Annotated in this window: 11 protein-coding genes; 6 read left to right on the top strand and 5 right to left on the bottom strand. The window is 67.0% G+C overall.

The genetic code is table 11. The features are described 5' to 3' along the window. Positions 1–3: 3 nt before the first annotated feature. From HMPREF3014_RS12580 to gtdA, 3 genes are all read right to left on the bottom strand, one after another. A complete protein-coding gene (locus HMPREF3014_RS12580; RefSeq protein ID WP_003122663.1) occupies positions 4–1,350 on the bottom strand; it encodes an MFS transporter in 1,347 nt (448 codons plus the stop codon). 77 nt (positions 1,351–1,427) lie between these two features. After that, positions 1,428–2,126, bottom strand: coding sequence for a fumarylacetoacetate hydrolase family protein (locus HMPREF3014_RS12585; protein ID WP_023087463.1), 699 nt, complete (start codon positions 2,124–2,126; stop codon positions 1,428–1,430). 12 nt (positions 2,127–2,138) lie between these two features. Next, a complete protein-coding gene (gtdA, locus tag HMPREF3014_RS12590; RefSeq protein WP_003116883.1) occupies positions 2,139–3,200 on the bottom strand; it encodes a gentisate 1,2-dioxygenase in 1,062 nt (353 codons plus the stop codon). Between the two features lie 124 nt (positions 3,201–3,324). On the opposite strand from gtdA, the gene HMPREF3014_RS12595 reads away from it, so the two are divergent. From HMPREF3014_RS12595 to HMPREF3014_RS12620, 6 genes are all read left to right on the top strand, one after another. Then, positions 3,325–4,239, top strand: a complete 915-nt coding sequence (locus HMPREF3014_RS12595) for a LysR family transcriptional regulator (RefSeq protein ID WP_023087464.1) — start codon at positions 3,325–3,327, stop codon at positions 4,237–4,239. Positions 4,240–4,327: 88 nt separating this feature from the next. After that, positions 4,328–4,846, top strand: a complete 519-nt coding sequence (locus HMPREF3014_RS12600) for a sigma-70 family RNA polymerase sigma factor (RefSeq protein ID WP_003089775.1) — start codon at positions 4,328–4,330, stop codon at positions 4,844–4,846. An 8-nt stretch (positions 4,847–4,854) separates the two neighbouring features. Then, positions 4,855–5,841 (top strand): anti-sigma factor FoxR, encoded by a 987-nt coding sequence (foxR, locus tag HMPREF3014_RS12605; RefSeq protein WP_003113290.1) that lies wholly within the window; start codon positions 4,855–4,857, stop codon positions 5,839–5,841. 143 nt (positions 5,842–5,984) lie between these two features. Beyond that, positions 5,985–8,447 carry a ferrioxamine receptor FoxA gene (gene foxA / locus HMPREF3014_RS12610; RefSeq protein ID WP_009876518.1) on the top strand — a complete coding sequence of 821 codons (2,463 nt, stop codon included), beginning with the start codon at positions 5,985–5,987 and terminating at the stop codon, positions 8,445–8,447. A gap of 117 nt (positions 8,448–8,564) precedes the next feature. Then, positions 8,565–9,713, top strand: a complete 1,149-nt coding sequence (locus HMPREF3014_RS12615) for a PepSY-associated TM helix domain-containing protein (RefSeq protein WP_003113288.1) — start codon at positions 8,565–8,567, stop codon at positions 9,711–9,713. Between the two features lie 46 nt (positions 9,714–9,759). After that, the gene (locus tag HMPREF3014_RS12620) at positions 9,760–10,284 is read left to right on the top strand and encodes a hypothetical protein (RefSeq protein WP_003120098.1); all 525 of its coding nucleotides are present in this window, start codon (positions 9,760–9,762) and stop codon (positions 10,282–10,284) included. 208 nt (positions 10,285–10,492) lie between these two features. Here HMPREF3014_RS12620 and HMPREF3014_RS34365 read toward each other — a convergent pair whose 3' ends face one another. After that, positions 10,493–10,888: a hypothetical protein gene (locus HMPREF3014_RS34365; protein ID WP_124014397.1), complete on the bottom strand. Its 396-nt coding sequence runs from the start codon at positions 10,886–10,888 to the stop codon at positions 10,493–10,495. 7 nt (positions 10,889–10,895) lie between these two features. Further along, positions 10,896–11,423, bottom strand: a 528-nt coding sequence (locus HMPREF3014_RS33435) for an RHS repeat-associated core domain-containing protein (protein ID WP_305884735.1), incomplete at its 5' end; no start/stop codon positions are given.

Raw genomic sequence — 11,423 nt, forward strand, 5'->3', positions numbered from 1 at the left:
TGTTCAGAGAGTGGTGGGAGAAGGCCTGGCCCGGCGCCGGCCCAGGCGATGCACGGCCACGGCGGCGAGCAGCGCCGGGATCACCAGCAGGGCGAGGATGCCGCTGAAGCCCAGGCCCAGGCCGAGCAGGGCGCCGCCGCTAAGGGAGCCGACGATCGAGCCGATGCGGCCCAGGCCGAGGGCCCAGCTGACCCCGGTGGCGCGGCTGCGGGTCGGATAGAAATCGGCGGCCAGGGCGTTGGCGCCGACCTGCGAGCCGCTGATGCAGAAACCGACGCCGGCGACGCACAGCGCCAGCAGGGCGAAGCTGTGGTAGAGGCTGGCGATGCCGAGGATGAACAGGGCGCCGCCGACGTAGGCCAGGCTCAGCACCCGGTGCGCGTCGAAGCGATCCATGGCGCTGCCCAGGAGGAGTGCGCCGAGGGTGCCGCCGAGCTGGAACATGGCGCTGATCGTCGCCGCCTCGCCGAGACTGAAGCCGGTGCCGCCGATCAGCGTCGGCAGCCAGTTGGTCAGCAGGTAGATGATCAGCAGGCCCATGAAAAAGGTGGCCCAGAGCAGCAGGGTGCCGCCGCGCAGCTCGGCGCCGAGGATCTGCCGCAGGGGCGAGGTGCCGTCGGACTCGTCGGCGGGCAGTTCGAGGCGTCCGGCCCAGCCGTCGGGCAGGCGCCCCAGGCGTTCGAGGATGCGCCGCAGGCGCGCCGCGTCCGGTGCGCGGCGGGCGAGGAAGCGCACCGACTCCGGCAGGCATGCCCAGAGCAGCGGCAGGCTCGCCAGGGGCAGGCCGCCGCCGAGCAGCAGCACGCTTTCCCAGCCCAGCGCCGGGACCATCCGCGCGGCGAGCAGGCCGCCCAGCGCCGAGCCGAGGGTGAAGCCGCAGAACATCGCGGTGACCATCAGCGCGCGGTGCCGGCGCGGGCAGTATTCGGAGGTCAGGGTGATCGCGTTGGGCATCGCCCCGCCCAGGCCGAGGCCGGTGAGAAAGCGCAGCAGGGCCAGGGTTTCCACCGAACCGGCGTAGGCCGAGGCGAGGCTCCAGCCGCCGAAGAACAGCACCGAGAGCAGGAGCACGCTCTTGCGTCCGAAACGGTCGGCCAGCGGGCCGGCGGCGAAGGCGCCGAGGGCCAGGCCGGCCAGCGCGGCGCCGAGGATCGGACTGAGTTGCGCCGGGCTCAGTTGCCAGTCGTGGGCCAGGGCCGGGGCGATGAAGCCGATGGCGGCGGTGTCGAATCCGTCCATGGCGACGATCAGGAAGCACAGCGACAGCACTCGCAACTGGAAGGCGGAAACCGCCTGCGCATCGATGAAAGCCTGGACGTCGATCTTGTTGTTCTTGTCGGGCGTAGGCATGAGCGTTCCTCGGCCGTCGCCGCGGCGACAGCCCGGATGAAGGGCAGGGTGGGCCCGCGCCGTGCGCGGGCAGTGGGTCAGACCACGCGGACGCTGAGTTCGCCGAGGCCGTCGATGGTGCCGAGCATCCGCTCGCCGCGCTCGACCGCGCCGACGCCTTCCGGGGTGCCGGTGAAGACCAGGTCGCCGGGGCGCAGCTCGAAGAAGCGCGACAGGTAGCTGACGGTTTCCGCCACCGACCAGATCAACTGGTCGATGTCGCTGCGCTGGCGATCCTCGCCGTCGACCTGGAGGCTGATGGCGGCGTGGCGCGGATGGCCGACCTGGCTGGCAGGGTAGAGCGGGCCGATCGGCGCCGAGCGGTCGAAGGCCTTGCCGATCTCCCAGGGCCGGCCCATCTCGCGCATGCGCATCTGCAGGTCGCGGCGGGTCATGTCCAGGCCCACCGCGTAGCCCCAGACGTGTTCCTCGGCCTGCTCCAGGGGGATGTCGCAGCCGCCCTTGCCGATCGCCGCCACCAGTTCGATCTCGTAGTGGTAGTTGCCGGTCTGGCTCGGGTAGGCCAGCTCCAGGGTGCTGCCGGCGGCGACCGGGACCACCGCGTCGGCCGGCTTGCAGAAGAAGAACGGCGGCTCGCGCTCGGGATCGAAGCCCATTTCCCGGGCGTGGGCGGCGTAGTTGCGGCCGACGCAGTAGACCCGCCGCACCGGGAAGGTCTGGTCGCTGCCATGGATGGTGAGGCTGACGGGCGCTTCGGGCGCGAAGAGATGGCTCATGGGACGGATCCTTCAGTGGGCGAGGGGTTCGCGGGATTCGCGGAGGATGCCGAGCGCCTGCTGCACAGGGCGGTCGGAGAAACTGAACAGCACGCAGTCGGTGGCGCCGGCTTCCAGGCGCAGCTCGGCCCAGGAGGGCACGACGAACAGATCCTTGGCCTCGAAGGCGAAGCGCCGGCCGCCGATCTGCGCCACGCCGCTGCCTTCCACCACCGAATAGACGCTGGCGTCGGTGCTGCGCGCGGGCTGCCCGAGGAAGCCGGCCGGCAGCAGTTGCAGGCAGGTGGCGATGGTCGGCATGGCCCAGCCGCCGGTGGCCGGGTTGACATAGCGCAGCTTGTGGCCTTCCCAGGGATCGGGCCGTTCGAGGCGCGCCAGGCGCTCGAGGGCCTCGCGGCTGCGCGCGTAGGGGTAGCTGAACAGCGGCGAGGTCGGCGTCGTCGGCTGATGGCGCAGCGGCAGCATGTTGCTGCCGTAGCGGGCGAGGCTGTCGCCTTCGCCACGTCGCAACGGCTGTACCGGTTCATCATGGTTTTCGGCGAAGGTGGCGCCGAAGAAACGCAGCATCGGGATGTCCAGGCCGTCCAGCCAGACCACCGGCTCGCCGCCTTCCGCGGCGGCGCGGTTGCCGTGGTCGTGCCAGGTCCAGGACGGGGTGATGATGAAGTCGCCCGGCTCCATGCGGGTGCGTTCGCCGTCCACCGAGGTGTAGGCGCCGTAGCCCTCGACGACGAAGCGCAGGGCCGACTGGGTGTGCCGGTGGCTGGGGGCGATCTCGCCCGGCAGGATCAGTTGCAGGCCGGCGTAGAGGCTCGGGGTGATCGACGACTGGCCGGGAAGGTCCGGGTTCTCCAGCACCAGCACGCGGCGCACCGCTTCCTCGGCGCTGATCAGGTCGCCTGCCTCGAGCAGGAACGGGCGCAGTTCGCGATAGCGCCACAGCGCCGCCTGGCAGCCGCCGGCGGGTTGCGCCGGGACCAGGCTGTGCAGGGCTTCCCAGAGCGGGGTGAGGTGCTGCTGGCGGATGCGTCGATAGAAGTCGGCGCGCTTCTCGGTGGAATTGTCGTTATGCATACCGATGAATCTCCGGCGGGAGGAGGCGGGGCCGCCTCGGTCTGGTAGTCATTATTCGAGGTGAAGGCATAACCGAATAATGATATTTAGACATCGACCTATACGTATTCGAGGATGGCTTGCGATGGACTGGACCCGCCGCCTGCGCCTGCAACACCTGCAACTGCTGGTCAGCCTGATGGAGACCGGCAACCTCAGCGGCACCGCCCGGGCCGCACACACCACCCAACCGGGCCTGTCGAAGTGGCTCAAGGAACTGGAGGAGGACGTCGGCGCGCCGCTGTTCGAGCGTCACGCCCGTGGCCTGCGCCCGACGCCCTATGGCATGACCCTGTTCAACCACGCCCAGCGCGTGCTCACCGAGATGGAGCGGGCGCGGCAGAACCTCGAGGCGATGCGCAGCGGCAGCGGCAGCCGGGTGCTCCTCGGCACGTCGCCGGCCTCCGCGCCGAGCCTGGTGCCGCGCGCATTGCGGGCGTTCCTCGGACGCTACCCCGGGGCCCAGGTGGAACTGCTCGAAGGCACCATGAACGGCCTTCTCGAACGGCTGGAGAAACGCCAGCTCGATGTGGTGGTGGGGCGCCTGGACAACTATGTGCCGCGCGCCAGCCTGCGCTGCGAGGTGCTCTACAGCGAGGCGATCGTGGTGATGGCGCGCCCCGGTCACCCCCTGGCCCAGGCCGCCGCGCTGGACTGGGAAGACGTGTGGCGCTACGACTGGATCGTCTGGCCGCCCGGCTCGCCGATCCGCAGCAAGCTCGACATGGCCCTGACCCAGGGCGGCCGGCAGCCGCCGGCCTACCGCCTGGAGTCATCGTCGATGCTGGCCAACATCGAATTGTTGCGTGGCAGCGACATGCTATCCATCGGCTCGGCGCGGGTGGTCGAGCACCTTGCCGGGCTCGGCCTGGTGGCCAGGCTGGCGCTGGAGATTCCCGGCGAGGGCGCGGTGGGCATGTGCTGGCGCGACGAACCGCACCGCGACCGTGCCAGCGAAGACCTGCTGGCCTGCCTGCGCGAAGGCGCGGCGGCCGAGTAGGGCGCCGGCCGGCGGGTGCTATTGCAAAAAGGCCGCGGCTTCTCGACAATGCGATTCATTATCATTCATGTGTCGCCCCGACTTTCCCATGTCCGCCCCGATCCTTCTCAGCGCCCACCATCGCGCCATGCATGCGCTGTACAGCGAGCACCATGGCTGGTTGCAGAACTGGCTGCGCGGCAAGCTGGGCTGCGCGGCGGACGCGGCGGACCTGGCCCAGGACACCTTCCTGCGCATCCTGCTCAAGCGCGAACTGCGCGAGATCGGCATGCCGCGCGCGTTCCTGCGGACCATCGCCCGCGGCCTGGTGATCGACCACTGGCGTCGCGAGGAACTGCAGCGCGCCTACCTCGAAAGCATCGCCCACCTGCCCGAGGCACAGGCGCCGTCGCCCGAGGCGCGGGAACTGGTGCTGGAACTGCTGGAGGAAATCTCGCGGATGCTCGACGGGCTCAAGCCGAAGGTCCGCACCGCCTTCCTCCTGGCCCAGTGCGAAGACCTCAGCCACCGGCAGATCGCCGAACGCATGGGGGTTTCCCAGCGTAGCGTCGAGCGTTACGTGGCCGAGGCGCTGTACCACTGCTACCTGCTGCGCTACGGCGAATGAGCGGAGCCGTGGACGGGACGCGCGGTAGGGTCGACGAAGCGGTGGTCAGGCAGGCCATCCACTGGCTGGTCCGCCTGCGCTCGCAGCCGGCCGACGATCGCCTGCAGCGCGCCTGCGCGGCCTGGCGCGCGGAGCACGGCGAGCACGAGCGGGCCTGGCAGCAGGTCAGCGCGCTCAACGAAGAACTGCAAGGACGCTTCAAGGCGCTGCCCGGCGGGGTCGCCTACGGCACCCTGGACAGTAGCGCGCAGCGCCTGCAGCGGCGCCAGGCGCTGAAACTGCTGTCGCTGCTGGTGGCCGGCGGCGCCGTGGCCTGGGTCGGTCGCGATAGCCTGCCCTGGCAGCGCCTGAGCGCCGACTACAGCACCGCCACCGGCGAGCGGCGCAGTATCGAGCTGGTCGACGGCACCCGCCTGCAACTGAACACCGACAGCGCGGTCGACGTGCGCTACGACGCCGGCCAGCGCCTGATCCTCCTCGCCCGCGGCGAGATCTTCCTCGCCAGCGGCGCCGATACGCAATCGCCCACGCACAGGCCGCTGCGGGTACGTACCGCGCAAGGGCTGTTCGAGGCCCTCGGCACCCGTTTCAACGTACGCCTGCAAGATGCCGCCACCTGTCTCAGCGTCAGCGAGGGTTCGGTGCGCATCGATGCCTTCGGCGCGCGTCCGCTGCAGGCTCCGGTGGCCGAGGCGGGGCAGAGCTATCGGATCGCCGCCGACGGCGTGCGGCGCCTCGAACGGCCGCAGATGGACGCCGTGGCCTGGGCCGATGGCCTCATCGTCACCCGCGACATGCGCCTGGCCGATTTCCTCGCCGAGGTCGCCCGCTACCGCAACGGCTACCTCGGCTGCGCCGCGGAGGTCGCCGACCTGCGCCTGTCCGGGGTCTATCGCCTGGACGACACCGACAAGCTGCTGCAGGTGCTCGCGCGGACCCTGCCGGTGCGCCTGCAGCGACATACCCGCTGGTGGGTGAGGGTGGTCGCCGCCTGAGTCGCGCCGGCGGCCGCGTGGACGCTTGCTTTCGTCCGGAGCGAAACGCACTGAAAATTATTTTCATTATTTTTGTCGGCTTTCCGCGACTGGTCCGGCTTTACCGATTGAACACCCTTCAACGACTCCAACGGATCCCGTTCATGACCGCCACCGCCGTCGTCCTCCGCAATGCCCCGTCGTCCCTCGATTTCCCCCGCGCCTCGCGCCTGAGCCGTTCGGTGCGCGCGGCCCTGCTGTCGTTGGCCATGGCGGCCGGCGCGGCGCCGCTCTGCGCCTCGGCCGCCGAAGCGGCGGCGGAACAGGCGCGGCCCTATGCGATCCCCGCCGGACAGTTGGGCGACGTGCTCAACCGCTTCGCCCGCGAAGCCGGCATCACCCTCTCGGCCACTCCGGCGCAGACCGGTGGCTACAGCTCCCAGGGGTTGCGCGGCAGTTTCACCGTGCAGCAGGGCCTGGCCCGGCTGCTCGCCGACACCCCGCTGGAAGCGGAAGACCAGGGCGACGGCAGCTTCGTCTTGCGCGAGGCGCCGGCAAAGGACGGCGATGTGCTGAACATGCAGGCGGTGGAGGTCTTCGCCCTCGGCAACAACCTGGGCAGCACCGATGGCTACCTGGCCACCCATAGCCAGATCGCCACCAAGACCAGCAAGCCGCTGCTGGAAACCAGCCAGACCGTCTCGGTGATCACCCGCGAGCAGATCGACGACACCGCCTCCAAGACCGTGCAGCAGGCGATGCGCTATACCCCCGGCATCTTCACCGGCCAGGTCGGCGCCTCCAACCGCTACGACTACGTGGTGATGCGCGGCTTCGCCGACAACAGCGTGGACAACATCTACCTCGACGGCCTCAAGGCCATGGGCGACAGCGGTACCTTCAGCTCGATGCAGGTCGACCCGTACTTCCTCGAACGCATCGATGTGCTCAAGGGCCCGTCCTCGGTGCTCTACGGCCGTAGCCTGCCGGGCGGCCTGGTGGCGCTGACCAGCAAGAAGCCGTTGTACGAGGACTACCGCCAGATCACCGGCAGCATCGGCAACATGGGCCAGAAGGAGATGGGCTTCGATTTCAGCGGGCCGCTCGACGAGGAGAAGCGCATCGCCTACCGCCTGGTCGGTCTCGGCAAGGGCTCGGACACCCAGTTCGATCACGTCAAGGAGGAGCGCTACGCCATCGCCCCGACCCTGGCCATCGACTTCAGCGATGACACCACCCTGACCCTGCAAGGCTACCTGCAACACGATCCCAACGGGGGCTACCACGGCGGCGTACCGGCCGACGGCACCCTGTCGCACCACAACGGCCGGCACATCTCCCGCGAGTTCTTCGATGGCGAGCCGAGCAAGGACGACTTCGACCGCACCCAGCGGATGTTCGGCTACCAGCTGGAGCACCGCATCGACGACGTCTGGTCGGCGCGGCAGAACTTCCGCTACCTGGACTCCGACGTCGACCTGTCGCAGGTCTACGCCTACGGCTGGAGCGCCAGCGAGCCGAACAAGCTGAACCGCTACTTCAGCGGCGCCCGCGAGCACCTGCAGGCGTATATCGTCGACAACATGCTGCAGGCCGAATTCGCCACCGGCGCGGCGCGCCACACCCTGCTCACCGGCCTCGACTACCAGCGCCGGCGCACCGTGGTCGACTGGCGTTCCGGCTCGGCCTCGGCGCTGGACGCGTTCAACCCGGTCTACGGCGACGACGCCATCAGCTATTTCCCGGACGACAACCACACCCGCCGCCTGGAGCAGACCGGCGTCTACCTCCAGGACCTGATCGACGTCGAGCAGTGGCGCTTCTCGCTCGGCCTGCGCCAGGACTGGGTCAGCGTCACCGACAAGAACCGTAGCACCGGCAGCAAGGCCGACGACGACTGGGAGAAATTCACCGGGCGGATCGGCGCGCTGTACCTGTTCGACAACGGCCTGGCGCCCTACGTCAGCTACTCCGAGTCGTTCAACCCGAACGCCTATTCCGACGCCTCCGGCACGCCCCTGGCGCCCACCGAGGGCAAGCAGTGGGAACTCGGCCTGAAGTTCCAGGCGCCGGGCAGCAACAGCTTCTACACCGCCTCGCTGTTCCATATCACCCAGGAAAACGTCGCCTCCAAGGAACCCCAGGACAACTTCTACACCTCGGTCGGCGAAGTGCGCTCCCAGGGGCTCGAACTGGAGGCCCATACCCAGCTCAGCGACAACCTGAAACTGCTCGGCAGCTACACCTACACCGACATCACCTACACCAAGTCGCTGGACGGCAACCAGGGCCATACGCCGAACCAGGCGCCCAAGCACATGGCTTCGCTGTGGGCCGACTATGCCTTCGACGCCGGCCCGCTCAGCGGTCTGAGCATCGGCGGCGGCGCTCGCTACGTCGGCGAGACCTGGGCGGACAAGGAAAACACCTTGCGGGTGCCGGACTACACCCTGGTCGACGCGCGGATCGGTTACGACCTCGGCAAGCTCGGCCTGAAAGGCCTGGACGTCAGCCTCAATGCCAACAACCTGCTGGACAAGGACTACGTGGCGTCCTGCTACAGCCTGGACTTCTGCTACTTCGGCGAGAAGCGCAACGTCACCGCGACGGTGAACTACCAGTTCTGACCGTCCACCCGGGCCCCGGCGCCAGCGCCGCGGTACCGGCCAAGCAGCCCGGCGCGCGACGTACGCGCCGGGCATTCGCCGGCGTCGCCGGCCGTACCCTGGTTACCTGGAGCCCCCATGCGCCCCGTCCTGGTCCTGCTGCACCGCTATGTCGGTCTGGCTACCGCGCTGTTCCTTTTCCTCGCCGGTCTCACCGGCAGCCTGCTGGCCTTCCATCATGAAATCGACGAATGGCTGAACCCCGGCTTCTACGCCGTGGGCGAGGGCGGCGAGCGCCTTTCCCCGGGCAGCCTGGTGCAACGCGTCGAGTCACGCTATCCGCGACAACTGGTGTGGTACATGGAGTATCCCGAGGCGGGCGGGCATCCGGCGTTGCTCGCCACCGTGCCGCGCGAGGCCGGCGCCAAGGTCGAGCACGACGTGTTCTACCTCGACCCGGTCAGCGGCGAGGAAGTCGGCAAGCGCCTCTGGGCGGCCTGCTGCTTCCAGCCGGCGAACCTGGTTCCCTGGGTCCTGGAGTTCCACCACAACCTGACCCTGCCGGGGAACTGGGGCCTGTACCTGATGGGCGGGGTGGCGATGTTCTGGTTCCTCGACTGCTTCGTCGGCGCCTGGCTGACCCTGCCGCGCGGCCGGCCGTTCTGGAGCAAGTGGACGACAGCCTGGAAGATCAAGCGCGGCAACGCCTACCGCTTCAACTTCGACCTGCATCGCGCCGGCGGCCTCTGGCTCTGGCTGCTGCTGGCGCCGGTGGCGCTGAGCAGCGTCGCCCTGAACCTGCCGAGCCAGGTGTTCAAGCCGCTGGTATCGCTGTTCTCGCCGATCGAACCGAGCGTCTACGAGGCGCGCGGGCGGCTGCCCAGGGAGCAACTGGGGGAGACCCGCCTGGACTACGACCGCACCTTCCAGTTGGCCAGCGTCGAAGCGGCGCGGCTGGGCATCGCCGAGCCGATCGGCGAGCTGTACTACAGCTTCGAATACAACTTCTTCGGCGCCGGCTTCGGCGACCACGACGACCCCATGGGCAAGTCCTGGCTGTTCTTCCACGGCAGCGACGGCCGCCTGCTAGGCCAGGAAGTCGCCGGGCAGGGCAGTTGGGGAGAGCGTTTCTACCGCTTGCAGTACCCGATCCACGGCGGGCGCATCGCCGGCCTGCCGGGACGCATCGCCATCGCCGCCCTCGGCCTGGCCATCGCCGGGCTGTCGCTGACCGGTGTCTACATCTGGTGGCGCAAGCGCCGGGCGCGCCACTGGAACGGCCGCTAGACGGCTGTTAGTCTGGCTGCTTCCCACACCACCAGAGGATGGACGAATGAACGCAAGGATCGCCGCATTGGGACTGCTCCTGCCCCTGGCCGCCGGCAGCGCCGTGGCCGCGGAGGAGGGCAGCTCGGTCAAGGATGCGGCCAAGGCCGCGGTGTCCTCGGCCATCGAGACCGGCAAGAACCTCCTCGGCGGGGTCAGCGAGGGCATCACCAGCGGCCGCCAGTCGGCCCAGGGCGCCGATGGCGCCAAGGTGGTCTCCGACAACGCCGGCTTCGCCGAGATCGGCCAGGTCGAAGTGCTCAAGACCGAGCCGCGCGACCAGCAACTGGCCGTCACCCTCGGCTTCAAGAACGACAGCGACGCCACCGTGCGCCTGATCAACCTGACCCAGACCGGCGCGCTGCTGGTGATCGACAACGACGGCTACTCCAACGCCCTGGTCGCCCTCGCCAACCCCGACGACGTCACCGTCCCGGCCAAGGCCGGCATCCGCCAGACCTTCGTCTTCGAAGGCGGCGCGGAAGGGATCAAGGCGGTGCGCCTGTGGGGCAAGGACCTGCCGGTGAAGTGAGAGGCGCGTCGCGCCTCCATCCCTTTCCTGGCCAGCGCTGCCGTAGGGCGAATAACGCCAAAGGCGTTATCCGCCGATACCCCGCTACATTGGCGGATAACCGCGGTGCGGTTATTCGCCCTACTTCGTAGCGAGGTGTGAGAAACCGAAGGAGTTGTAGAAGGACGGTTTCTGGTTTGTATGGAAAATGAATACTCCCCCTTTTTATTTAATTATAGATGTACGAAACTTGGGGTGGGGCGAATGTCACGATGTCTATCTCTTCTTCATCTAGTATTATGCAGTAGTGCTCAGCCTCTTCGAAACATGTTGTGCTGTAGGTTTCTTCTTGGAACTTTAATATTTCCCGGGAATTACTTACTATGTATATGGAGTGGCCTGGTTCGCATTTTCGCTCTTTCGTTCTTTTCCAGGTGTAGCTGTCATTTGTTACGGAGTAGCCAACTATTTCGTTAAGTGTGAATGAAAGAACTATCCTTTTCTTTTCATCCAGTGACTCCGCTAGATAGATTTTGAGCCCCTCTACTGAATCGATAATTTTATCCAGATGCAATTTTTTCCCTTTTAGGGGCTCGATTGGTGCCGGCTCAAGTAGTTCCTGCATGTTATGGCTATTTCTGTCCATATCTAATTTTTATCCTGTTTCTACCGTCTTGAATCTCAATGGTTGGTCGGCCGTCGCTGCTGACAGGTCTGACTACTACAGTCCGCCCGTCTGGAAGTGTTCCTTTACGTCCTACGGGTATTTCCTGTACATCCGTTGGCGATAGATTATCAAAATCATCATCAGCGGTATTGCTGTCACCTGGTTTCTCCCAAACCTGAGAAGGCCCTCGTGTTTTCTCGCCTGGGGTTGCACCCGGTACAGGACACTCTTCGTCTGCGTTATTGGCAGCACACGTTCCGTTTAGAACGCACCAAAGGCCTAACCCAGTTGCACCGCTAGCGGATGCTCCAGCTCCTCCACCTGGTTTGCATGGAAACCAAAACTCTGCAGTTGATCTTGGTGGCGTAATACATCCAATATCCTGCATAAGCCCTAGGGAGTCTGTCCGTAGTACTGGATTTGCTTCTACGTATCCATAGGTATTCAGTCCACCACCAAGGCCAATCGGATCACTCTCCACATACCGCCCAGT

Origin of the sequence: Pseudomonas sp. HMSC065H01, from assembly GCF_001815235.1 — a bacterium.
Taxonomy (GTDB): Bacteria; Pseudomonadota; Gammaproteobacteria; order Pseudomonadales; family Pseudomonadaceae; genus Pseudomonas; species Pseudomonas aeruginosa.

What these genes read in the sequence shown, in the direction of transcription:
- HMPREF3014_RS12580 (WP_003122663.1), bottom strand. Translation starts at nt 1,350, where the DNA reads ATGCCTACGCCCGACAAGAACAACAAGATCGACGTCCAGGCTTTCATC.
- HMPREF3014_RS12585 (WP_023087463.1), bottom strand. Translation starts at nt 2,126, where the DNA reads ATGAGCCATCTCTTCGCGCCCGAAGCGCCCGTCAGCCTCACCATCCAT.
- gtdA (WP_003116883.1), bottom strand. Translation starts at nt 3,200, where the DNA reads ATGCATAACGACAATTCCACCGAGAAGCGCGCCGACTTCTATCGACGC.
- HMPREF3014_RS12595 (WP_023087464.1), top strand. Translation starts at nt 3,325, where the DNA reads ATGGACTGGACCCGCCGCCTGCGCCTGCAACACCTGCAACTGCTGGTC.
- HMPREF3014_RS12600 (WP_003089775.1), top strand. Translation starts at nt 4,328, where the DNA reads ATGTCCGCCCCGATCCTTCTCAGCGCCCACCATCGCGCCATGCATGCG.
- foxA (WP_009876518.1), top strand. Translation starts at nt 5,985, where the DNA reads ATGACCGCCACCGCCGTCGTCCTCCGCAATGCCCCGTCGTCCCTCGAT.
- HMPREF3014_RS12615 (WP_003113288.1), top strand. Translation starts at nt 8,565, where the DNA reads ATGCGCCCCGTCCTGGTCCTGCTGCACCGCTATGTCGGTCTGGCTACC.
- HMPREF3014_RS12620 (WP_003120098.1), top strand. Translation starts at nt 9,760, where the DNA reads ATGAACGCAAGGATCGCCGCATTGGGACTGCTCCTGCCCCTGGCCGCC.
- HMPREF3014_RS34365 (WP_124014397.1), bottom strand. Translation starts at nt 10,888, where the DNA reads ATGCAGGAACTACTTGAGCCGGCACCAATCGAGCCCCTAAAAGGGAAA.